The sequence below is a fragment of the Nostoc sp. DedQUE04 genome (genome assembly GCF_034530995.1).
In the GTDB taxonomy this organism is placed as follows: domain Bacteria; phylum Cyanobacteriota; class Cyanobacteriia; order Cyanobacteriales; family Nostocaceae; genus Nostoc.
This window is the reverse complement of the sequence record NZ_JAVRCA010000060.1, coordinates 22,308-43,717: the sequence shown is the minus strand read 5'-3', so window position 1 is coordinate 43,717 and position 21,410 is coordinate 22,308. Positions and strand designations below refer to the sequence as shown.

24 protein-coding genes are annotated in these 21,410 nt (G+C 42.1%); 14 read left to right on the top strand and 10 right to left on the bottom strand.

The annotated features are described in order from the left end of the window. The first annotated feature begins 84 nt into the window (after positions 1-84). A complete protein-coding gene (locus tag RM049_RS30315) occupies positions 85-393 on the top strand; it encodes an NIL domain-containing protein (protein WP_322706803.1) in 309 nt (102 codons plus the stop codon). Between the two features lie 70 nt (positions 394-463). Here the strand turns inward: RM049_RS30315 and RM049_RS30310 are convergent, their stop codons facing one another. Beyond that, complete coding sequence (locus tag RM049_RS30310; RefSeq protein ID WP_012407592.1) at positions 464-1,141, bottom strand: response regulator transcription factor; 678 nt, start codon at positions 1,139-1,141, stop codon at positions 464-466. 1,087 nt (positions 1,142-2,228) lie between these two features. On the opposite strand from RM049_RS30310, the gene groES reads away from it, so the two are divergent. The 3 genes from groES (at position 2,229) to RM049_RS30295 (ending at position 5,200) form a co-directional block, all read left to right on the top strand. After that, entirely contained in the window at positions 2,229-2,540 is a 312-nt protein-coding gene (groES, locus tag RM049_RS30305; RefSeq protein ID WP_094348596.1) for a co-chaperone GroES, read from the top strand. Between the two features lie 140 nt (positions 2,541-2,680). Further along, on the top strand, positions 2,681-4,315 hold the full coding sequence (gene groL, locus RM049_RS30300) for a chaperonin GroEL (protein ID WP_322686727.1): 1,635 nt from the start codon (positions 2,681-2,683) through the stop codon (positions 4,313-4,315). 81 nt (positions 4,316-4,396) lie between these two features. Then, positions 4,397-5,200: a DUF4351 domain-containing protein gene (locus tag RM049_RS30295; RefSeq protein WP_322706802.1), complete on the top strand. Its 804-nt coding sequence runs from the start codon at positions 4,397-4,399 to the stop codon at positions 5,198-5,200. 19 nt (positions 5,201-5,219) lie between these two features. On the opposite strand, the gene RM049_RS30290 is transcribed toward RM049_RS30295, so the two are convergent. Both RM049_RS30290 and RM049_RS30285 read right to left on the bottom strand, forming a co-directional pair. Further along, positions 5,220-5,639 (bottom strand): hypothetical protein, encoded by a 420-nt coding sequence (locus RM049_RS30290; protein ID WP_322706801.1) that lies wholly within the window; start codon positions 5,637-5,639, stop codon positions 5,220-5,222. Then, positions 5,639-6,499 carry a ParA family protein gene (locus RM049_RS30285; protein WP_322687660.1) on the bottom strand — a complete coding sequence of 287 codons (861 nt, stop codon included), beginning with the start codon at positions 6,497-6,499 and terminating at the stop codon, positions 5,639-5,641. The genes RM049_RS30290 and RM049_RS30285 overlap by 1 nt, the downstream gene beginning before the upstream one ends. A 100-nt stretch (positions 6,500-6,599) precedes the next feature. Here RM049_RS30285 and RM049_RS30280 point away from each other — a divergent pair, with 100 nt between their 5' ends. The 6 genes from RM049_RS30280 to RM049_RS30255 all read left to right on the top strand — a co-directional run bounded on the left by RM049_RS30280 (position 6,600) and on the right by RM049_RS30255 (position 11,231). Next, positions 6,600-7,379 (top strand): class I SAM-dependent methyltransferase, encoded by a 780-nt coding sequence (locus RM049_RS30280; protein WP_322706800.1) that lies wholly within the window; start codon positions 6,600-6,602, stop codon positions 7,377-7,379. 74 nt (positions 7,380-7,453) lie between these two features. Next, positions 7,454-8,290, top strand: a complete 837-nt coding sequence (locus RM049_RS30275; RefSeq protein WP_322706799.1) for an urease accessory protein UreD — start codon at positions 7,454-7,456, stop codon at positions 8,288-8,290. Positions 8,291-8,332: 42 nt separating this feature from the next. Beyond that, entirely contained in the window at positions 8,333-8,635 is a 303-nt protein-coding gene (ureA, locus tag RM049_RS30270) for an urease subunit gamma (protein ID WP_322706798.1), read from the top strand. 21 nt (positions 8,636-8,656) lie between these two features. Further along, positions 8,657-8,962: an urease subunit beta gene (locus RM049_RS30265; RefSeq protein ID WP_322706797.1), complete on the top strand. Its 306-nt coding sequence runs from the start codon at positions 8,657-8,659 to the stop codon at positions 8,960-8,962. A gap of 62 nt (positions 8,963-9,024) precedes the next feature. Further along, positions 9,025-10,740: an urease subunit alpha gene (ureC, locus tag RM049_RS30260; protein ID WP_322706796.1), complete on the top strand. Its 1,716-nt coding sequence runs from the start codon at positions 9,025-9,027 to the stop codon at positions 10,738-10,740. A gap of 41 nt (positions 10,741-10,781) precedes the next feature. Then, positions 10,782-11,231 (top strand): hypothetical protein, encoded by a 450-nt coding sequence (locus RM049_RS30255; RefSeq protein WP_322706795.1) that lies wholly within the window; start codon positions 10,782-10,784, stop codon positions 11,229-11,231. Between the two features lie 109 nt (positions 11,232-11,340). Here the strand turns inward: RM049_RS30255 and RM049_RS30250 are convergent, their stop codons facing one another. Next, a complete protein-coding gene (locus RM049_RS30250) occupies positions 11,341-11,760 on the bottom strand; it encodes a hypothetical protein (RefSeq protein ID WP_322706794.1) in 420 nt (139 codons plus the stop codon). A 9-nt stretch (positions 11,761-11,769) separates the two neighbouring features. After that, entirely contained in the window at positions 11,770-12,114 is a 345-nt protein-coding gene (locus RM049_RS30245) for a CU044_2847 family protein (protein WP_322687652.1), read from the bottom strand. 186 nt (positions 12,115-12,300) lie between these two features. Here RM049_RS30245 and RM049_RS30240 point away from each other — a divergent pair, with 186 nt between their 5' ends. Both RM049_RS30240 and RM049_RS30235 read left to right on the top strand, forming a co-directional pair. Further along, positions 12,301-13,446, top strand: a complete 1,146-nt coding sequence (locus RM049_RS30240; RefSeq protein WP_322706793.1) for a hybrid sensor histidine kinase/response regulator — start codon at positions 12,301-12,303, stop codon at positions 13,444-13,446. A 187-nt stretch (positions 13,447-13,633) separates the two neighbouring features. Continuing rightward, the gene (locus tag RM049_RS30235; RefSeq protein WP_322706792.1) at positions 13,634-15,016 is read left to right on the top strand and encodes an aldehyde dehydrogenase; all 1,383 of its coding nucleotides are present in this window, start codon (positions 13,634-13,636) and stop codon (positions 15,014-15,016) included. A gap of 85 nt (positions 15,017-15,101) precedes the next feature. Here the strand turns inward: RM049_RS30235 and RM049_RS30230 are convergent, their stop codons facing one another. The 3 genes from RM049_RS30230 to RM049_RS30220 all read right to left on the bottom strand — a co-directional run bounded on the left by RM049_RS30230 (position 15,102) and on the right by RM049_RS30220 (position 16,975). Next, a complete protein-coding gene (locus RM049_RS30230; RefSeq protein WP_322706791.1) occupies positions 15,102-15,707 on the bottom strand; it encodes a sulfite oxidase-like oxidoreductase in 606 nt (201 codons plus the stop codon). Between the two features lie 295 nt (positions 15,708-16,002). Further along, positions 16,003-16,176, bottom strand: a complete 174-nt coding sequence (gene rpmF, locus RM049_RS30225; protein WP_094328804.1) for a 50S ribosomal protein L32 — start codon at positions 16,174-16,176, stop codon at positions 16,003-16,005. A 307-nt stretch (positions 16,177-16,483) separates the two neighbouring features. Further along, the gene (locus RM049_RS30220) at positions 16,484-16,975 is read right to left on the bottom strand and encodes a hypothetical protein (protein WP_322668704.1); all 492 of its coding nucleotides are present in this window, start codon (positions 16,973-16,975) and stop codon (positions 16,484-16,486) included. Positions 16,976-17,177: 202 nt separating this feature from the next. Between RM049_RS30220 and RM049_RS30215 the strand changes: the two genes are divergently transcribed. Further along, the gene (locus tag RM049_RS30215; protein ID WP_322706790.1) at positions 17,178-19,055 is read left to right on the top strand and encodes a caspase family protein; all 1,878 of its coding nucleotides are present in this window, start codon (positions 17,178-17,180) and stop codon (positions 19,053-19,055) included. 90 nt (positions 19,056-19,145) lie between these two features. Here the strand turns inward: RM049_RS30215 and RM049_RS30210 are convergent, their stop codons facing one another. Beyond that, entirely contained in the window at positions 19,146-19,523 is a 378-nt protein-coding gene (locus RM049_RS30210; protein WP_322684865.1) for a Mo-dependent nitrogenase C-terminal domain-containing protein, read from the bottom strand. A gap of 521 nt (positions 19,524-20,044) precedes the next feature. Here RM049_RS30210 and RM049_RS30205 point away from each other — a divergent pair. After that, entirely contained in the window at positions 20,045-20,659 is a 615-nt protein-coding gene (locus tag RM049_RS30205) for a hypothetical protein (protein WP_322706789.1), read from the top strand. A gap of 177 nt (positions 20,660-20,836) precedes the next feature. Here the strand turns inward: RM049_RS30205 and RM049_RS30200 are convergent, their stop codons facing one another. Next, complete coding sequence (locus RM049_RS30200; RefSeq protein WP_322706788.1) at positions 20,837-21,397, bottom strand: Uma2 family endonuclease; 561 nt, start codon at positions 21,395-21,397, stop codon at positions 20,837-20,839. Between the last annotated feature and the right edge of the window lie 13 nt (positions 21,398-21,410).

Here is a 21,410-nt window from a genome sequence, read left to right as displayed (position 1 = left end):
GCGTGCATAGGATGAGTAACGCTAGTCTTAAAAGAAGTAGTGCAAAGCCAAACCCTCATCCCAGAAGTCGAATAGGAAGCTAGAATGGCAATTCCAAATAAACAAGTAAAATCTAATACTGATATTTTAAATAATAGACGCACCCAAACTCGCATCCAGGTTCGTATTCCTAAAGACTTGCATGAGGAACCAGTCATTTCACGACTGGTTTCTCACTATGGGATCACAGTAATTATTGCTACTGCCGAGATAAGCGCAAACGTGCCACAATATAGCTGCTTTGATCTGGAACTACGGGGCACTGTTTCCCAGATTGAAAGTGCCTTGACTTACCTGGATGAACTGGATTTAGAAGTTTTGCACCAATCCAGCCCTGAAGAAGATGGTTGGTAAATATTAGTTAGGAGTTAGGAGTTAGGAATTAAAAAATTCATAACTCCTAACTTTTAACTCTTAACTTTGTTTAGGCCATTTGATTTTCAATCGCCCACCGCGCTAGTTCAGTGCGATTGTGGAGATTGGTTTTGCCCAACATATTGGACACATGGCTTTCAACCGTTCGCTGACTAACATTGAGTTCTTCAGCAATTTCACGGTTAGCTAAACCCCTAGCAACAAACTGAACTACTTTCAGTTCGGTTGGGGTTAATTGCACATCGAAGGGAACCTGGATACGGGAACCGTTTTCGCCTCCTTTTGCTTGGTGTTCTTTCCAACGGATAGTTTGTTTCAGCGAGGACTCAACTTGCGCTACGAGTTCTTCTGGTTCAAAGGGCTTGACCATATAAACATCAGCACCTTTGTTCAGACCTTTAACTCGGTCTGCACTTTGTCCCTTAGCTGAAAGGAAAAGAACCGGAATCCAGCTGGTGCGTTCGTTTTGCCGGACTTGTTCCACAAAAGTATATCCGTCCATTTCCGGCATCATCACATCGCAGATGATCATGTCTGGAACATCTTGCTCTAAAATTTCCAGAGCTTCACGTCCATTTTCAGCGGTGATGACTTCATATCCCCGGAATTCTAAGTAATCCTTCACCAGCAAGATGAGGTTAGGGTCATCATCAATCAATAGAAGTCGTTTGTGATCTTTCATGCTGGGCTCTTTCATAGCAGTGGCACTTGTCGCGCTTCGGTCCATCAAAGTCTTGAATATTTATCCTCTATGGTGGGTTATTCGAGATGTTGTCCTTTTTCCTACTTAACTTGCCTTTGCTGTCTCGAAGTCTCAAAAATGCCGAGCACTTTCAATAGACTAGTAGCTCGATAGCAAAAGTCCAGCAAGGATACGTATAGCAGTAGTATCTATAATGCGCTATTATATATCGCTTTGAAAGGGGCGGGGTAAAAAACACTGATTAAATAATAATCTTTCGGACTGACAAGTAAGTATTGGCTTAAAGATGACCCTACCTCAAAACCAACCCGCACTTTCTTAAAGCCTACTGCTATACCATATCCTTTCGTTGTTAAGCCTCTATGAGGTGTTCACAAGAAACTAGGGAAGTTTCAGGCAAAAGATGGATTGAAAACGCATATTCTTCTACCACCTTATTACCTATTCAGTGTTCTCGGACGATCCGCAGAGTAACTTCCGGGTTTGCTTGGCGATACCAGACACCATCAGGGTAAATCACCATTATGGATCTAGAACCAGAAACACGCAAGCAGTTGGCTTTAGTTTTATAGACGCAAATAGAATGACTTTAGTACGGCTCATCGAGTTTTAAATCTTTAAGTCGCTTTTTTAAGTAATCCCAGAATTCCAGACTAGCTCGTTTTGAGCAGCAATTGCCTGGTCAGCGCAAATAAAAATGTCTCGCTGAATTTTTGCAAGTCCTAAACTTTCTACACAATTACTCAGGGTCTTATGTTCTAAAGATTGAGTTTTTTAGGAATTTGATGGTTGGACTGGATCGCTATCACTGTATTGTTACTCATCGAGCGGCTCCCTGATTACAGTTCTATAACAATTTGCAAGCTTTGCAAATAAAGTTGAGTGGAGAATTAAGAGTTATGAAAATTCTTCCCTATTCCCCATTCCCTACTCTCTTCGTAACTTACAGAACAAAACCCGCAAGGTATAAATAATTAAGCATTTATACTTAAGTACATCTATGACCTTCTAGTTCGGGAACCCGTACTCAAGGCATTCTTGCCATTGGACGCCACTTTTCGATAAATTAGCACTCAGGAGTTGAGAGTGCTAAACTCTGGAGAAAATAATTATGGCAGCTTTATCTCTAAGCGTTTCTACAGTTAAACCTTTAGGCGATCGCGTTTTCGTAAAAGTGAGCGCCTCTGAGGAGAAGACCGCAGGTGGTCTGTATTTGCCCGATACCGCCAAGGAAAAGCCCCAAGTAGGGGAAGTAGTGGCTCTTGGCCCTGGCAAGCGTAATGACGATGGAAACCGTCAGGAATTGGAAATTAAAGTCGGTGATAAGGTGCTGTACTCTAAGTACGCTGGCACTGACATCAAGCTCGGCACTGAAGAATATGTACTGCTTTCTGAAAAAGATATTTTAGCAGTTGTTATCTAGTGGTCATTGGTCATTAGTCATTAGCCAATGACAAAGGACAAATGACAAATGACAAATGACGTAGATGCCCTCCGGGCGGCTTCCCGAAGGGTAGAACAAAAGACAAATGACAAATGACAAAGGACAACTAACAATAAATTATGGCAAAGCGCATTATCTACAACGAAAACGCCCGTCGCGCCTTGGAACGAGGCATTGACATCCTGGCTGAGGCTGTAGCTGTTACCCTTGGCCCCAAAGGTCGTAACGTAGTCCTAGAAAAGAAGTTTGGCGCACCGCAAATCGTCAATGACGGTGTAACGATCGCCAAAGAAATCGAATTAGAAGACCACATTGAAAACACTGGTGTAGCTCTGATTCGTCAAGCTGCTTCTAAGACCAATGATGCTGCGGGCGATGGTACTACCACCGCTACCGTATTAGCTCATGCGATCGTCAAAGAAGGCTTGCGGAACGTTGCAGCTGGTGCTAACGCGATTTCACTGAAGCGCGGTATTGACAAAGCTGCCAGCTTCCTGGTAGAAAAAATTGCTGAACACGCCCGTCCAGTGGAAGATTCCAAAGCCATTGCCCAAGTTGGTGCGATCTCGGCTGGTAATGACGAAGAAGTTGGTCAGATGATTGCCCAAGCAATGGACAAGGTGGGCAAAGAAGGCGTAATTTCCCTAGAAGAAGGGAAATCTATGTTCACCGAGTTGGAAATCACTGAAGGGATGCGCTTTGATAAAGGCTACATCTCTCCTTATTTCGCTACCGATGCTGAACGGATGGAAGCGGTTTTTGATGAACCTTTCCTACTGTTGACTGATAAGAAAATCGCTTTGGTGCAAGACCTTGTACCAGTGTTAGAGCAAGTAGCTCGTGCTGGTCGTCCTTTGGTGATTATCGCCGAAGATATTGAAAAAGAAGCTTTGGCAACCTTAGTAGTAAACCGTTTGCGCGGTGTACTCAATGTGGCTGCTGTTAAGGCTCCTGGCTTTGGCGATCGCCGCAAAGCACTATTAGAAGACATTGCCGTTTTAACTGGTGGTCAACTAGTTACCGAAGATGCTGGTTTGAAGCTAGATAACACCAAGCTGGATAGCTTGGGTAAAGCTCGCCGGATCACTATCACCAAGGACAGCACTACAATTGTTGCCGAAGGTAACGAAGCTGCTGTTAAGGCTCGTGTCGAACAGATTCGTCGTCAAATCGATGAAACCGAATCTTCTTACGACAAAGAGAAATTACAAGAGCGTCTTGCTAAACTCTCTGGTGGTGTTGCTGTAGTGAAAGTAGGTGCAGCAACCGAAACCGAAATGAAAGACAAGAAACTGCGCCTAGAAGACGCTATTAACGCCACCAAAGCTGCTGTGGAAGAAGGTATCGTTCCTGGTGGTGGTACAACTCTAGCTCACCTGGCTCCCGACTTGGAAGAGTGGGCAAAGAGCAACCTTAAGGATGAAGAGTTGATTGGTGCTTTGATTGTGGTTCGCGCCTTACCCGCACCTCTGAAGCGGATTGCTGAAAACGCCGGTCAGAATGGTGCTGTTATTGCTGAACGCGTCAAAGAGAAAGACTTCAACATTGGCTACAACGCTGCAACCAACGAGTTTGTTGATTTGTTAGCGGCTGGTATTGTTGACCCTGCTAAGGTGACTCGTTCTGCTCTGCAAAACGCTGCTTCGATTGCTGGTATGGTGTTGACAACCGAATGTATTATAGTTGACAAGCCTGAGCCTAAAGATAGCGCTCCTGCTGGTGCTGGCGCTGGTGGCGGCGACTTCGATTACTAATACGTAGTTACATAATTTGTAAAACAGCTGCTTCCTTTATGGAGGTGGCTGTTTTTTTTGTGTCAAAAGAAGAGGAACAGAGTGAGTTACGACAACGCTTGTAAATATTTAGCTGAACAGTACCCAGCCGAATTTATCCGTTGGCTGCTTGGAGTAGAGGTGCAACAAATTGAAGTCTTAAAAACGGAACTCACGCTTGAACCAATTCGTGCGGATTCTGTGACATTTTTGCAAGCGGCTAACCAAATTTTGCACATTGAATTTCAAACTTTGGCGAAATCTAATCCGGCACTTAATTTCCGAATGCTCGATTATTCTGTGAGGTTGAAGCGGCAATACCGTTGTCCTGTAGTGCAAGTACTAATCTTTTTGCAAGAAACTACTAATGAAATGGCTTTTACTGAAGAATATCGGGACAACACGACGATTCACCAATATCAGGTTGTTCGTCTTTGGGAGCAAGATTCAACACTATTTTTAGTTAATCCGGCGCTGTTACCTTTAGCAAGTTTGACGCGAACTGACTCGCCGCAAACTTTACTGGCACAAGTGGCTGAACAAGTCGCTACAATTCCAGATAGGGAAGAGCGACAAAATATCGCGGGTTGTGTAGAAATTCTGGCAGGTTTGCGGTTTGACAAGGATTTGGTTCGGCAATTTTTACGGGAGGATATTATGAAAGAGTCTGTAATTTATCAAGATATCGTTCAAAAGGAAGCGTTTAAATTGATTAGTCGTTTACTTAAGCGGCGTTTTGGTGATATTGATGGATCATTAGTTGAGCAGGTTCGGAATTTATCTGCCGAACAGTTAGAGAATTTGGGAGAGGAACTGCTTGATTTTTCGGAAATTGCTGATTTGATAGCTTGGCTAGAACAGCAATAGAGAAATTAATAAAGCTGCATCACATTTTAGAGATTGAAGCTGCAAGTAGTTTTCCGCTTTTATCTTGAGCTTGCAATTTTTGAATAATATCCTCAATAATACTATTCAAATCTTTCCGGCGGCGCATAGAGCGTTTCGGGTCAAGTTGACCGTGTTTCAATAATTCTCTAACCTGTTCTCCTAGCTCAGTTAAGTAAAACCTCAGTTGTTCTTCACCCTGTTCGCGTAAAATTTGCCTACATTCAGTTAGGATAAGATCGCCATTTTCAAGAGTTTTACTAGCGTCTGATTGCTTTGGTGTTGCTTCGGACAATTTTTTACTTTTTTGAGCGTTTAAACTGTTCGTTAAACATTTTTCTACAGCCTTGGCAAGTTTGGGATCGGATTCTACTACTTCTGCGATCGCTCTTAATAAATCTGCAATTTGTGATGCTTCCATTATCTACCTACTCTGTGAATAAATTCTTTAGCTAAGTTCAGCATCGATTCGTGAGCATCGCCACCATATTTTTGTTTATATGTTAATTCAATACTCAAATCTAAACTTTCGGCAATTTTTGCTCTTTCTGGAATTTTTGTTTGAAAAACGGCAGGAAAAAAAGGATGCCCGATAATAAAATTTAAATTCTCAGTTTGGGCTAAAGTTCCGTTATAACGTGAAATTAGAGTTCCTACTGGTTTTAGGCTGTGTTCAAAATCTCTGTTAAACTTTTCAATATGGTCAAGTAGTATTTCTAACCCGTGAATTGACATTCGGTTCGGAACACAGGGGATTATACAAGCATTACTAGCTAGAAACGCACTTTTAACTATTGTGTTAATATTTGGGGCACAGTCTATTAAAATGTAGTCATAATTATTCAATAATGGTTTTAGTATTGTACGAAGAAGCTCAACAGGTTTTAAGTTTAAAGAATAATAGCCTGATGGTAAATCTTCCTGGATTTCAAATAGCCTTGGGCTGCTAGGTATCAGATGTAAGTGGGCAAAAGAATTTTTATTTCTAACATTTGAAATATTATCTTTAGCTATAAACTTTTCATGTTTTGCACTGTCTAAAAAATATTCAGGGTTTTTAAATAAGAAAGGCAATGTCAATCCTCTATTGTTAAATTCCTTTTCCCAAACCTCTTCAGACATTAAAGCACTAGTCAAATTACTTTGAGGATCAAGGTCAATAGCAAGTACACGCTTTTTGTATATGGTATCGCCGGCTAAATATTCCGCTAATGCCATGACGATGGTAGTTTTGCCAACTCCACCCTTGAGGTTACAAATGCTTATCACTTTAGCTGTCATAATTTCTGGTAGATTGACGCATTTCATGAACTACAGTTCTATGCTTCCCTGAAAATACGCCTAACTAACAAGGTTTATTTTTACTTTTACATAAAAACTTATGAGTCAAATTAATCCTGAAACAACCCCCTTACATACCTTAAACCCACTCAATCGATTTTCTGAAAGAGCAGAGGATTATGTAAAATATCGACCTAGCTACCCCGCAGATGCAATTGATATTATCTTGGAAGGATTAGGTGAAAATTCACAACTCGTAGCAGCAGATATTGGTGCAGGTACAGGAATTGCTTCAAGACTGTTAGCTGAACGGGGAGTTAATGTCATAGCCATAGAACCAAACGCGGCGATGCGAGAAGCTGCTAAACCACATCCTTTAATAGAGTTTCGTGATGGAACAGCAGAATTTACCCAACTATCTGATAATTCAGTTGATTTAGTTACTTGTTTTCAAGCTTTCCACTGGTTCAATCCCGAACCAACTTTATTGGAATTTCACCGCATTTTAAAACCATCAGCACGCTTGGCTGTCGTGTGGAATAACCGCGATAAAGAAGATACCTTAACTACAGAATATAGCCGAATAGTCCGCGAAGTATCTAATAATCACCCAGCAGAATCTCGAATGCAGTCGGTAGAGCCACTGTTAGTAACTCCCCATTTTATTAACATCCGTGAATATAATTTTACTTATAGACAACAGTTAGATTTAACTGGACTTATTGGACGAGCAATGAGTGTTTCTTATTTGCCGCGTGAAGGTTTGGCATACGAACAGCTTATTGATAATTTTCAAGAATTATATCAGCGCTTTCGTGATGAAAGTGGTTTTATCTATATGGTCTATCGCACTAGCGTACACCTGGGCGAAAAACAATGATAAATTGCAAGTAAAGTAGCAGAGAATGCATTAAATAAATATAAGATATCTGAACTTTAATCTTGAATTTATAAATGACCTGCAATCCGCAAGTAGCAGAAGGTTGGCATGGCAAACTTAATTTAGTCTATGCCGATCGCCAGGGTAAAACCCAATTAATTTACAGTCACCAACAAGCGCCCCTGAAGGTACAACGTCCATTTTACCCAGAAGGGGAAATTTGTCATAGTGTCATTTTACACACGGCTGGGGGAATGGTGGGAGGCGATCGCTTATCCTCTGACATCCACCTCCAACCCCACACCCAAGCTTTAATTACTACAGCTGCTGCAAGCAAGATATACCGCAGTAATGGCTTACAAGCTAGACAAAACATCGAGATGCAAGTTGATGCTGGTGCTTGTTTGGAGTGGTTGCCGCAAGAGACAATTTTATTTAACGACGCGATTTATCGGCAAGATTTACGGGTAGAATTAGCAACCGGGGGCAGTTGGTTAGGCTGGGAAATTACCCGATTTGGTCGCAGTGCTAGAGGAGAAAAATTCTTGCAAGGGGAATGGCGATCGCACACGGAAATTTGGCAGCGAGATGTTCCCTTGTGGATCGATCGGCAATGGTTACAGGGTAGCGAAGAAACTTTTCACAGTCCCCACGGGTTGGCTGGAAAACCAATAGTAGGTAGTCTAGTTTGGGTTGGTGGTTCAGTTTCAGGAGAAATTGTCGAAAAAACGCGAAATTTATGGGATGGGAAAGGAGAAGCGGGTGTTAGTCGGTTACAACATGGATTATTGTGTCGATATCGCGGTGCTTCTACATCTGAGGTTAGAAACTGGTTTATTAATGTTTGGCAGTTGCTGCGAGTTTCTTTTTTAAATCGTGGTAATTGTATACCAAGAGTGTGGCAGCTTTGAACGAACCACGAAGGCGCGAAGGACGCGAAGGAAGAGGCAAGAATGCAACTTACGCCGCAGGAAAAAGATAAGTTATTAATTTTTACTGCTGCTTTATTAGCAGAAAGACGTAAAGTAAGGGGTTTAAAACTGAATTATCCAGAAGCAGTTGCTTATATTTCTGCTGCCATTTTAGAAGGTGCAAGAGATGGGCAAACTGTAGCTGAATTGATGAGTTATGGTACAACTCTCTTAACGCGAGATGATGTCATGGAAGGGATACCGGAAATGGTGCATGATGTGCAAGTTGAAGCAACTTTTACTGATGGTACAAAGTTAGTGACAGTACATAGTCCAATTCGTTAATTTTTTAGTTTTTAATTTATTATGATTCCTGGAGAAATCATTACACCAGAAGGTGAAATTGAACTGAATGTTGGTCGTCCAACTATAAAATTGCTAGTGTCAAATACAGGCGATCGCCCCATACAAATCGGTTCCCACTATCACTTTTATGAAGTTAACACCGCCTTAAACTTTGACAGAGAACAAGCCAGAGGAATGCGCCTCGATATCCCCGCTGGAACCGCAGTTCGCTTTGAACCAGGCGACGAAAAAGAAATAACTCTAGTCCCCCTCGTCGGTACTCGCCAAGTCTACGGCTTCAACGCCAAAATTAACGGAAACCTCTAAAAACCTCCGCGTACCTCTGCGCTTCCCTCCGCGTCCCTTTGCGTTAAAAAAAAGGATTTTATATGCCTTACAGAATGGATCGCCGCGCCTACGCCGAAACCTACGGCCCAACAATAGGCGATCGCATCCGACTTGCAGATACAGAATTATTTATAGAAGTTGAACAAGATTTCACCACCTACGGCGATGAAGTGAAATTTGGCGGCGGAAAAGTTATCAGAGACGGAATGGGACAATCCCCCATTTCTAACGCCGATGGTGCTGTTGATTTAGTAATTACCAATGCCTTAATTCTCGATTGGTGGGGTATTGTCAAAGCAGATATCGGCATTAAAGATGGCAAGATTTTCAAAATTGGTAAAGCCGGAAATCCTTATATTCAAAATAATGTAGATATTATTATCGGCCCTGGAACTGAAGCCTTAGCAGGTGAAGGAATGATTCTCACTGCTGGCGGTATTGATGCCCATATTCATTTCATTTGTCCTCAACAAATTGAAGTGGCGATTGCTTCCGGGATTACCACCATGATCGGTGGCGGTACTGGCCCCGCCACAGGTACAAATGCCACTACCTGCACCCCCGGCCCTTGGAATATTTACCGAATGTTGCAAGCTGCTGATGCTTTTCCTGTCAACTTAGGATTTTTGGGTAAAGGTAACGCCAGTCAACCCCAAGGACTTGTAGAACAAGTAGCCGCCGGTGCAATGGGGTTAAAACTTCATGAAGACTGGGGAACTACACCCGCAGCAATTGACACTTGCCTTAGTGTTGCTGATGAATATGATGTGCAAGTAGCGATTCATACTGATACCCTGAACGAAGCCGGATTTGTTGAAGATACGATCGCCGCTTTCAAGAATCGCACCATCCACACCTACCACACCGAAGGCGCAGGCGGAGGACACGCACCAGATATCATCAAAGTTTGCAGCCAAGCTAACGTTCTGCCATCTTCTACCAATCCCACACGTCCTTACACCGTCAACACCTTAGACGAACACCTGGATATGTTGATGGTATGCCATCATCTTGACCCAGCGATCGCTGAAGATGTCGCTTTTGCCGAATCTCGCATCCGTCGAGAAACTATTGCCGCCGAAGACATTTTGCACGACTTAGGCGCATTTAGCATGATTTCTTCCGACTCCCAGGCAATGGGAAGAGTTGGCGAAGTGATAATTCGCACCTGGCAGACATCTCACAAAATGAAGGTGCAACGAGGAAGTCTTAACGCACAAGGAACTGAGCAAAAGGCAGACAATTTTCGGGCAAAAAGATATGTTGCTAAATATACTATAAATCCTGCGATCGCTCACGGAATTGCTGAATATGTGGGTTCAGTGGAAGAGGGAAAATTAGCAGATTTGTGTTTGTGGCGTCCCGCGTTTTTTGGCGTGAAACCAGAGATAGTGATTAAAGGCGGGATGATTGCATGGTCGCAAATGGGCGATGCTAACGCCAGTATTCCCACACCGCAACCAGTTTATATGCGATCGATGTTTGGTAGTTTTGCAGGGGCGCGTCATGCCACATCGTTAACTTTTGTTTCCCAAGCAGCTTTAGAGAAAGAAATTCCCAGCCAGTTAGGTTTACAAAAGGCAGCAGTTGCAATTTCTGGGACACGCCAATTGAGTAAGCGAGATATGAAGCTGAATGATGCACTACCCCACATTGAAGTTGATCCAGAAACATATCAAGTTAGGGCAGATGGTGAATTGCTGATTTGCGAACCTGCAACAGTTTTACCAATGGCACAGAGGTACTTTTTGTTTTAGTTCATGACCGAGCAACTTACTGATTACGATAGTCAATTGTGATGGCGCATCTCAAGACCAAGGCAACGCAAGGAAACCCACAAAATCGGCTACAGTGGAAACTAAGCCTAGTCAGACGGCTGTATGAACGGGGATATAGCCGGGAAGATATTCGGGAACTATTTCGGTTTATCAACTGGATAATGGTTTTGCCAAAAGAGTTGGCACTTAATTTTAAAACAGAAGTAAGAAGTTACGAGGAGGCAGATAGAATGCGGTACGTAACTAGTATTGAAAGGCTAGCAAAAGAAGAAGGAATTGTCGAAACTGCTAGAGAAAGCATCATTACAGTTCTAGAAACGCGCTTTGGAGAAGTGCCAAGCTCTATTATCGAAGTTATCAATGGGATAGAAGAACCATCTGTGCTAAAAATGCTTCATAAAAGTGCGATCGCAATTCCTACCACAGCAGAATTTCAACAAGTTTTAGATAGTCTCACCTCTGGAGAATGAGCGATCGCCTATTTTTTGATGAGAGTTCGATCGCAATTTTTTCTACAACAGAATTTCAGCAACTCTTAAATAATCTCACTTCTGGGCAATGAGCGATCGCTCTGATGCATTAACGTAACACGTCGATGTATTGGCATAACACGTCGATGCATTGGCATAACACGTCGATGCATTGGCATAACACGTCGATGTATTGGCATAACACGTCGATGTATTGGCATAACACGCCGATGTATTGGCATAACACGTCGATGCATTGGCATAACACGTCGATGTATTGGCATAACACACCGATGTATTGGGATAACACGTCGATCGCCTGTTTTGTGGTGAGAGTGCGATCGCCTAAATAAACCAACTCAACCCCTTGCCCATTGATTCGCACTTCTTCCCAACCCCCTGCCAATTCAAGTACATGAGCGCAGGTGAGTAAATGTCCATTGGGTGAGATAAAAAAGCCCGTGCCTTGGATGCAACCTTCTGGAGTAGCGATCGCCACGGTACAAGCTTTAACTAATTCCCAATTCATGAAAATTTATTACTTGTTTTCTTCAAGTGCCAGTTTCCAAGTTATTTTCACCTTCAGTAATGCCTGCCCAGTGGATTCGACCACATAAACCGAGCCTTTGGCGGTAAAATTTACCCCAAACTCAACTTCTTTGCTTACAGGTTGTGATTCTTGCTGCAAGGTACGAAATGCCTTTGTAATTGGGCGACACCTGCGAACAATCAATTCCTTGACTGCATCGAAGTTAGCCTCTACTTTTTCTATGAGTAACTCACCAGTGGGCGATACACGACCTACTGATGCATCTGGTAGTTCAACTGCTACCAAAATCGTGCCCCCATCCTCTGTATTCAGTTCTAGAAGCTTACAAGCCATAATTTAATTAGCTTGTGGCTATATCTAAAAAAGGTAAGTAAAGTTGTTTTGAAAGTCAATTTGTATAAATTTGTTAGATAAACAATTTTTTTTGAAGAAAATATATCTAAGGGTAATATCTAGTAAAACTATACCAAGAAAGCAATTTCTCTAAAAATTTACTTTTATCTCGTATCTTGCATCTATATGACTTCACAATCTTCTCGCTCTGACAAAATTCTGGTTGTTGATGACTCTCCTGATAACGTGTTTTTGATCAAAACTATTTTGGAGGAAGAAGGTTACACCATTAGCACCGCCGAAAATGGAATTTCGGCCTTGGCAGAATTGAAAGCTTCTCCTTGTGATTTAGTTCTGCTGGATTTGATGATGCCAGGTATGGACGGGTACGAAGTCACCAAGCACATTCGCGGTGATATGAAATTGCCGCAATACATTCCCATATTGTTAATAACTGCCCACGATGCGCCCAACGTCGCCCACGGACTAGACTTGGGTGCTGATGATTTTATCCGCAAACCTGTAACAGTAGACGAATTGCTGGCACGAGTGCGATCGCTCCTGCGTTTGAAGCATAGTATGGATGAACGTGATGAAATTGCCCGCCAGCGAGAAGATTTTGTCTCCCGTCTCACCCACGACTTACGCACTCCCTTGGTAGCTGCCGATCGAATGTTGATGCTATTTCAGCAAGGGGCATTGGGAACATTATCAACGCAAATGCAGGAAGTAATCGCCATCATGGCCCGTAGCAATATCAACCTGCTTTCTATGGTGAATACTTTATTGGAAGTTTATCGTTTTGAAGCGGGTCGCAAAAGTTTGGCGTTTCAACCGGTTAATCTGGGTCAATTACTAGATGAAGTGACTGGAGAATTGTCACCCTTAGCTCAAGATAAAACACTGTCCCTAAATTTGGATGTTACTGAAGAGTCAGTCACAAATACAGTGATGGGCGATCGCTTGGAACTACATCGTTTATTTACCAATCTCATCGGAAATGCGATCAAATTTACCGACTCCGGGTCTATTACTATTCGTTTTACTTCTCAACGCCATTTCAACAAAAGTAATCAATCTCAGTTCTCTGAAACATCCAATTCCGTTGACTACATTAGAATTGAAATAGCGGATACTGGCCCAGGTATTCGCCCTGAAGAACAAGCCACTATATTTGAACGATTTCGCCAAGGCAGTCATAAGAGTTCTGGTAGTGGCTTAGGACTGTATCTTGCTCGTCGAATTGTCGAGGCACATCAAGGCATTATTCTGCTTAATTCCGAGTTGGGCAAAGGTAGTGTATTTATTGTGCTTCTACCCACCAAAGCATGAAAAACTAGTAATTATAAATTATGAATTATAGAGTTTTTTATCCTGGTAATTCATGATTTATAACCTTACTAGTATCTACGATAATTTAAAGTAAAAAATTAAATCAGAAAATCAAATGCTAACAATTGAAAAATCAAATATGCTGAGATAACAGCATTAAACAAATAGTTTTTAATAGGAAAAAACAATGATTACCACTGAATTATCTAACATTGGCAATATTATCCAGACTCAGCGAGAGTTTTTTCAAACGGGCAAAACTAAAGATGTAACTTTTCGCATTGAACAACTGAAAAATCTTAAGCAAGCAATTATCGAACATGAACAGTCAATAGTCGAGGCATTACAAGCGGATTTACATAAACCAGAAGTAGAAACTTATCTTACAGAAATCAGCGTAATTAAGGATATTGATTACGCCATCAAACATCTTCAAAACTGGAGTAAACCCCAAAAAGCAGCGGTTTCCTGGGATTTTTTTTCCTACTCAGCAAAAATTTATCCAGAACCATTAGGGGTTGTCTTAATTATCGGGCCTTGGAACTATCCATTTCAGTTAATTATCTCACCGTTAATAGGTGCGATCGCAGCCGGTAATTGTGCAATTATCAAACCTTCAGAAATTGCTTCTCATACGTCTGATGTCATAGCTAAGATTATCGCCAAACATTTTGACCCTGCTTATCTTGCAGTAGTAGAAGGAGGCGTGGAAGCAAGTCAAAAACTACTTGCAGAAAAGTTTGACCATATCTTTTTTACTGGTGGTACAGCCGTTGGCAAAATCATCATGGCAGCAGCAGCAAAATATCTCACACCAGTGACTTTAGAATTGGGTGGCAAAAGTCCTTGCATTGTAGATACTGACATTAATATTGAACATACTGTCAGACGAATTACTTGGGGAAAATTCATTAATGCTGGACAAACTTGTATCGCCCCTGACTATCTTTTAGTTAATAAAACAATCAAGAAAGATTTAATAGATGGTCTGGAAAAATCTTTAAAAGAATTTTATGGCGAGAATCCAGCAAGCAGTCCTGATTATGCCCGCATTATCAGTCAAAAGCACTTTGAGAGATTGGTTAGTTTTCTCAAAGACGGTGAAGTTGTCATCGGTGGAGAAAATCAACCTTCAGAACGTTATATTGCTCCAACACTAATTGATAATGTCTCACTAGAAGATTCTGTTATGCAGGAAGAAATCTTTGGGCCTATTTTACCCATCATTGAATATACTGACATTGCAGAAGCGATCGCCTTGATTAACTCTAGACCCAAACCTTTGGCGTTATACTTATTTTCTCAAGATAAAAACCTGCAAAAGCGAGTTTTGCAGGAAACTTCCTCTGGTGGAGTTTGTATTAACGACACAGTTATGCAGGTTGGTGTCTCGTCTTTACCATTTGGTGGAGTGGGAGATAGCGGTATTGGCAACTATCACGGCAAAGCTAGTTTTGACACCTTTTCACATAAGAAAAGTGTATTGCAAAACTCCTTCTGGCTCGATTTAAAATGGCGATACGCTCCATATCAGGGCAAATTGCCGTTTATCAAGAAACTTCTGGGTTAAAAAAGTTAATAGTTAGGAGTTATGAATTATGAATTTTTAACTCTAAATTCTTAACTCCTAATTTCTAACTTTTAACTATTAATTATTACATCCCAAAAGCGTTGCTGTAACGCTCCTCAGCCCAAGGTTCACCACGGCGATGGTAGCCATTGCGCTCCCAAAAACCAAGTTCTTCCGCAGCTAAAAATTCCAATCCATTAATCCACTTAGCACTTTTCCAAGCGTAGAGGTGGGGTACAACTAGCCGCATCGGCCCACCGTGTTCAGATGGAAGGTCTTCACCAAAGACTTTAAAAGCAAAGAAGTTTTCTTCACGCAGAAAATCTTCTAGAGAAATATTGGTGGTGTAGCCGCCATAGCAGTGTTCCATAACGTGGGCTACTTTTGGGTCTAATTCAATCAGACCCATGAAATCTGTAACTTTAATGCCAGTCCATTTGACATCAAGTTTAGACCAGCGCGTTACACAGTGGAAGTCAGCTGTGAATTCGTGTTGAGGTAGCGCCATAAAGTCTGACCAGCTAAAGGTAGCAGATTTTGCTAAACCCCAAACTTGAAACTCCCATTCCTCAGTGCTGACTTGGGGAGTTTCGCCGTAAGTTAATACGGGAAAACCTTTAGCTAAGTGTTGACCAGGAGGGACGCGATCGCTTTCTTCTTTACCTGGTTTCTGAAAAAATTTTCCTATCATAATTAGAGAAAAATAAGTTTTCTCAAGATGTTTACAAGCTTTTTTGCTGAGTTGCCAACAGTATCAGATGTTTTACTCTTTATATGAACTCTTGAATGATAGGTAATGGGTAATGGATATTTCCAATTACTCACTACCAATTTTTTTCGATCTAATGAGCTTATGTAGAGTGTTTATGATTCATAATGCAATCAGGAAAGCTAAGAAAAAGCATTTATCTAGCGATCAGAAGTTTGATTGTTGAGTTTGGCAATCAAATCTATCGGTGCTGTTCGTGCTTTTCCTGATTGAGAAATTATGATTCTTCTTCCTCTTCTTCAGCAGCTGGATAAACAAATGTAGAACGTCCAGTCAAAATTGACTTGCCCAGAGATAGGGCTTTCTGAGCTTCAACGACGGCTTTATGCCTCCAGGTAGCTCGACGTTTATCTCGTTTTGATTTGGAAGTTTTCTTCTTAGGAACAGCCATGTCAGCAGATATCGCGATTTTTGACAACCTTCTTATTCTAGGCCATCCACTGACGCCAAAGACAATAGTTGAGTCAGGAATAAGTAAGTTGGGTTAAGACTGACGCTAAGACGCAAGAACAGAAACAATAGATTTCTTGCAAAAGTCGGGGTAAAGGGTAAAAAAACTCAAAATCCTTTCCCTTTAACCTTTTACCTTTTCCCTAAGAGTGCAAAAATATATTTTTGCAAGAGGTCTAATGACTTTTTTTAAATCCCCCAAGGTTCCGAGCCAAGAAAGCTTTGGCTCGGACTTCAAGCTCAACCCGTCATTTTGGCGTTGACACAACGCTAGCTGCTGGAACTTGATTGGAGTTATTTTCAAAGAAAAGTAAAGATCGCGCAGTTTTGAAGTAAGTGGCCCAATTTTGAGCATCAGGGCGCGATCGCCATTGAGGACGACTGACATCTAATGTCAGGACTGGTGCGATCGCTCCATAATTTTGTACGGATACAATGATGGAAACATCTGTCACCAAGATATCTTGATCGAAGCTCCTTTGAGCAGCTGCCCTAGCGACCGCTTCCGCTCTCCTGAGAACGGTTTCATAGTTTTCTTCTGGCAGGCGGTCAATAGCTAGATCGACTCTAGCGGTGTAAGCTCGCACAAGCTGCGGTGCGATCGCTTCCATCAAAAACCACGCAGGAACAGTAGATATAAGCAAAACTACTAAAGGAATTATCCGGATTCTTCTGGCAATTTGGCTAATAACTGAAAAGGGAGCGAGCGATGATGGTAGGTGAGCAGAAATTTTGCTCATGACCTTCTATCTCCTTAGTAATAATCTGTTATTGAAATTAGGTAAAGGTATTTTCCGGCTAATTAACGTAATAAAAATTACATTCTAACTTAAGATTCAATCAGAATCACCTAGACTATAAGACATAGGTTAGCTTTGTTTTTTTGGCAAAGCCAACCGCAATTTTAAGACCAGCAAACAACAATAACTGACAAAGAGCGGGATGGCAAATTACTGGGCGATCGCGATTGGTATCAATCAATATCAGTTATTTCAACCTTTAAGTTGTGCCCAAGCAGATGCTGAGGCACTAGAAGATTTTTTGGTGACAGAGGCAGGTTTTCTCCCCAAGCACTGTCTAGTCATGACAGATACTTCGCCGCCGATTGGGGATAGATCGACTTACCCGACGAAGGAGAATATTTTGCTGCTGCTTGAAGATTTGGCAGCAACAAGTTGGCAACCGGAAGACTATCTGTGGTTATTCTTTAGCGGCTATGGAGTCAATTACAAGGGTAAAGATTACTTAATGCCAGCAGAGGGCAACCCGGAACTGGTGCAAGAGACTGGCATAGAATTGCGATCGCTAATGCAAAGTCTGCAACTTGCTGACCTAAATGTATTGCTACTACTCGATATCAACCGCGCCTTTGGCACTCAAGCGGATGCCCCCGTTGGTGAAGAAACAATAGAACTCGCCCAAGAACTACAACTGGCGACAATTCTTTCTTGCCAACCAGAGCAATTTTCCCATGAGAGTAGCGAATTAGGTCACGGATTCTTTACAGCAGCTTTGTTAGAAGCTTTGCGTTCTGGTAATGGCAGCAACTTGGCAGATTTAGAAAGCTACCTCAGCCTGATCGTGCCAAAGTTATGTCACCACCACTGGCGTCCTATCCAAAACCCCGCCACGATCATCCCATCAAGGCAGCAAGTAATCTTGCCAAAATTGGCAATGGAAAGTGATTTTCAGCCAGAACCGATAATTTATCCTGAAGAATCTTTTGCTGTTGCTCTTGCAGCCCCTCCCCTTGACGATTCCTCTAAAACTTCAGCAACTCAGGGCAGACGGAGAGAAGCTAGTGTTAACTCCTCCCAACAGGCGAAAGGTCAAAAAGTCCAAGAGTCAGGTGGCGGATTAGTTGCCCAGCCAATGCCGGAAACTTCCTTGGGAGTGAATACCAAAGGAAGATTTATCCCCAATTCCTCTAAAGGTTACGTCTCTCGATTGCCAGCGAATCAGCCAAGCATCCCTTTTTGGAAACAGTTTATCTTGTGGGGCGGAGGCAGCTTACTGGTAGCAGGTTTAATCGCCGTAGTTTTTCTGCGTAATCAAGAAACTTTTAGAATTAAGCAAATATCAAGTGCATTACCCAATGCTACTGTTAGCGATCGCCAGGTTGTCGAGAATTTACCAAGCGATGTCTCCGGCGGGCTACGCCTACGCACTTCACCAGTTAGACTCAAAAATCAATCTAGCGCCCAAATAACCTCTAGTTCCGAGTCGAAAAAGCGGAATCAAGCAGTATTAGACCTGGCGAAAATGTCGCTCAGACAAACTCAGGCGAGCGATTTGAGTATGGCGATCGCTACAGCCCGAAAAATTCAACCTGGTGAACCACTGTACGAACAAGCTCAAGAGAATATTAAGATTTGGAGCCAGATGATTTTAGATTTAGCAGAAGGTCGTGCTAAACAAAGACAGTATGCAAGCGCTATTGCTGCGGCTCGATTAATTACCAAAGATGAAGCCCCCTACGCGAAGGCACAAGCAGCAATTAACCTGTGGCGCTTAGAGGGTAAGCAGTATGTGAGTAACAAAACTCTTTTAGATGCAGCGAATGCCTTAATTAAGCCCGAACAGGCATCTACCTACAATCGGGCGATCGAAGTTGCCAAGAAAGTACCACCCGGACAACCAGGCTTCGATACTGCCCAAAAATCGATCGATAAATGGAGTGAGAAAATTTTAGACTTGGCAAAGCGTCGCGCCGCCGAAGGAGAACGTAATGCCGCAATTGCAACCGCAGCCTTAGTGCCAGAGGAGACAGGCGCTTACGAAGATGCTCAGGATGCCATCCAAAAATGGCAAAAGAAATAGTAAAAAAATAGTAAAAAATAGCAGAGAGTTAGGAGTTAGGAGTTATATTATTGATCCCTGAGTCGTTATTCCTTACTCCTAACTTTTCCCTCAACAGTACTGAGATATATCTTCGCCGCATTCATCGGCTAGATAGCACATCGCTCGGAAACGTAAACCAACCACTTCTTCATATAAGGGGTTGAGCTTGCACATCGGCGGGATGTGAAACAAGGTCTTGCCAAATAATTTGACATCGCGCTCAAAGGGGCACTGAGATGGAATCAGTTTGCACAAACGGTGAGCTAATTGGCGATCGCGGACTTGAATGTTTTCTACTCGCTGCCGTAAGGGTTGGAGAATATCCCAATAAGGCTTGGAAGGAGAATGGTTTAACTGGGTTACTTTATGGTCAGTAGTCTCTGCTTGATTGATTGATACCCAGCTAGCCAGAAAAATCTTTTTTGTGGTATTGTCGAATACCTTCATGGTTAACCCTCTGTGTTATTGAGGCTATTCACCTTTTTGATGAATATATACAACGTGGCAACGAACTTTCCCGGAAAAATCGCGTTCTGACTGCGATATAATGTAATACCTGATTAGCCACTTTAAGTCAGAACCTAATTTATTACTACGTCAAGTTAATCGCAAATTTCTGGGGATCGGTAGTGTAATATTACGATCTTGTTCATAACTTGACACAGTTTAAATTTTAATAAAGACATCCATCATTGGATAGGTTTTAGTGTAACATTTACAGAACTTAATATAAGGTCTTTCTAAAAGAATTTTTGCTAAGTATAAACATCGATAATACCCTAGAAGGCATTTTTCCTCTCCGTGTTCCCACTTTTTCACGTAAGTGTGTCTTGTTCATTGCTGGCTGAATACCGTAAAAGTAGTGAGTTTTGAGCAAGTAGAATCGATTGCATTTCACAAAACTTAGGTTGGCAGTGCGATTTGAGAATGATATAGTCTGAAGCGTTAAAATTCAGATGAGCTTGCTTATGGGTGTTTCTGTACTCTACAGGGCAATTCCTCCTTCCAGTACACTGTATGCACGCCTTCAAGGTGATAAGGCACTCAGCATCCTTGTAGGTTATCTTTTCCCCTATGGTTGCGGCATTTTCCGCTTTTTTGAAATTGAGCCTGAAGAGATTAATGAAATCCTTGAAGATTTTATCGAAACACACCAAGAGATTTTTGGATCTGAACTAGAAGCAGATCGGGTAATCGCCCAATTGCGGTCTGAGTTAAGGCTTACTCGTCAAGCCTATCCAGGGATTGAAGATAGGACAGCATCACTAGAAAAAACATCTGTTGAGATCGAGAAACGTTTGTCGCAAGAGCTATCGAGAAGAAAGTTTGCGAATGCCGATGAGATTGTTGAAAAGCTCATGTTCGGAGATCAAACTCTTGCTCCAACTCTATTGTCAGCAGAGGAGTCATTGGGACTGATATCCCGTGAGCTAGTCAGTGAAGGAGCCAGCATTTTTCGACAGTTCGATCCTGAAACACTGTTTGCAAGAGATGAATCGTGTTTTGACGACTTCGAGCGGTGGAAAGATTTGTATTTTTCAGCAGCCGAGAAAAATGAGGAGATATTGGTTGGAGTTGCTTGAGGCGACAGCAACCTAACAAGTTAGCTCGCTCTGCCAATTTGAACATTGCAAAATTTAGGCGATGCCTTCTCTTCGAGAGGCTTCGCCAACGGCAACGTCTTCTCCTTTCGGAGACGCTGCGCGAACGACGAACGCAACCAGTATTTTTTTGATTTCACGCAAAGGAACCAAACAACCTTAAGCTGAAAACACCTGCTGGGCTGTCAGGGTTAATGCTGGAAACGTTTGAGAAACAATCCGTTGGTCTTCGATAAACACAGTTTGCTTGTAACTGCCCTGATTTAGTAAACACACAGTTACTTTATTTTCCAGGGGGTCAACAATCCAATACTCGACCACACCCATCGCCGCATACTCAGAGGTTTTTTGGTTATAGTCTCGGTCAATAGATTCGAGACTAACTACCTCAACTAAAAGGGGTGGGGCAGTCTTAAGAATAGCTGAGGTACTCTCAATACTTTTTGCCTGTTCATTAGTAATTACACAAACATCAGGTCTTCTAAGTTGTTTATTGGTCAGCACCTCTGTACCGTTAGGGCGCGGTTGTAAAGACAATCCCATTTTTTGAATTTCTAAAAAAAAGCGAATTAACAGTAGGGTGATAATCGCCTCATGTTTGCCAGTACCAGGAGGCATTTCTACCAGCACCTCATCCTGAATTTCATAGCGCTTGTCGGTGCCATCATCAAAATTTATATACTCTTCCAGAGTATTAATTTTTATTGGTGTTTTAGTCATAGCGATCGCCTCC

What these genes read in the sequence shown, in the direction of transcription:
- RM049_RS30245 (WP_322687652.1), bottom strand. Translation starts at nt 12,114, where the DNA reads ATGGCTTGTAAGCTTCTAGAACTGAATACAGAGGATGGGGGCACGATT.
- groES (WP_094348596.1), top strand. Translation starts at nt 2,229, where the DNA reads ATGGCAGCTTTATCTCTAAGCGTTTCTACAGTTAAACCTTTAGGCGAT.
- RM049_RS30250 (WP_322706794.1), bottom strand. Translation starts at nt 11,760, where the DNA reads ATGAATTGGGAATTAGTTAAAGCTTGTACCGTGGCGATCGCTACTCCA.
- RM049_RS30315 (WP_322706803.1), top strand. Translation starts at nt 85, where the DNA reads ATGGCAATTCCAAATAAACAAGTAAAATCTAATACTGATATTTTAAAT.
- groL (WP_322686727.1), top strand. Translation starts at nt 2,681, where the DNA reads ATGGCAAAGCGCATTATCTACAACGAAAACGCCCGTCGCGCCTTGGAA.
- RM049_RS30265 (WP_322706797.1), top strand. Translation starts at nt 8,657, where the DNA reads ATGATTCCTGGAGAAATCATTACACCAGAAGGTGAAATTGAACTGAAT.
- RM049_RS30230 (WP_322706791.1), bottom strand. Translation starts at nt 15,707, where the DNA reads ATGATAGGAAAATTTTTTCAGAAACCAGGTAAAGAAGAAAGCGATCGC.
- RM049_RS30240 (WP_322706793.1), top strand. Translation starts at nt 12,301, where the DNA reads ATGACTTCACAATCTTCTCGCTCTGACAAAATTCTGGTTGTTGATGAC.
- RM049_RS30210 (WP_322684865.1), bottom strand. Translation starts at nt 19,523, where the DNA reads ATGAAGGTATTCGACAATACCACAAAAAAGATTTTTCTGGCTAGCTGG.
- ureC (WP_322706796.1), top strand. Translation starts at nt 9,025, where the DNA reads ATGCCTTACAGAATGGATCGCCGCGCCTACGCCGAAACCTACGGCCCA.
- RM049_RS30310 (WP_012407592.1), bottom strand. Translation starts at nt 1,141, where the DNA reads ATGGACCGAAGCGCGACAAGTGCCACTGCTATGAAAGAGCCCAGCATG.
- RM049_RS30215 (WP_322706790.1), top strand. Translation starts at nt 17,178, where the DNA reads ATGGCAAATTACTGGGCGATCGCGATTGGTATCAATCAATATCAGTTA.
- rpmF (WP_094328804.1), bottom strand. Translation starts at nt 16,176, where the DNA reads ATGGCTGTTCCTAAGAAGAAAACTTCCAAATCAAAACGAGATAAACGT.
- RM049_RS30200 (WP_322706788.1), bottom strand. Translation starts at nt 21,397, where the DNA reads ATGACTAAAACACCAATAAAAATTAATACTCTGGAAGAGTATATAAAT.
- RM049_RS30290 (WP_322706801.1), bottom strand. Translation starts at nt 5,639, where the DNA reads ATGGAAGCATCACAAATTGCAGATTTATTAAGAGCGATCGCAGAAGTA.
- RM049_RS30255 (WP_322706795.1), top strand. Translation starts at nt 10,782, where the DNA reads ATGGCGCATCTCAAGACCAAGGCAACGCAAGGAAACCCACAAAATCGG.
- RM049_RS30220 (WP_322668704.1), bottom strand. Translation starts at nt 16,975, where the DNA reads ATGAGCAAAATTTCTGCTCACCTACCATCATCGCTCGCTCCCTTTTCA.
- RM049_RS30280 (WP_322706800.1), top strand. Translation starts at nt 6,600, where the DNA reads ATGAGTCAAATTAATCCTGAAACAACCCCCTTACATACCTTAAACCCA.
- RM049_RS30205 (WP_322706789.1), top strand. Translation starts at nt 20,045, where the DNA reads ATGGGTGTTTCTGTACTCTACAGGGCAATTCCTCCTTCCAGTACACTG.
- RM049_RS30275 (WP_322706799.1), top strand. Translation starts at nt 7,454, where the DNA reads ATGACCTGCAATCCGCAAGTAGCAGAAGGTTGGCATGGCAAACTTAAT.
- RM049_RS30235 (WP_322706792.1), top strand. Translation starts at nt 13,634, where the DNA reads ATGATTACCACTGAATTATCTAACATTGGCAATATTATCCAGACTCAG.
- RM049_RS30285 (WP_322687660.1), bottom strand. Translation starts at nt 6,499, where the DNA reads ATGACAGCTAAAGTGATAAGCATTTGTAACCTCAAGGGTGGAGTTGGC.
- ureA (WP_322706798.1), top strand. Translation starts at nt 8,333, where the DNA reads ATGCAACTTACGCCGCAGGAAAAAGATAAGTTATTAATTTTTACTGCT.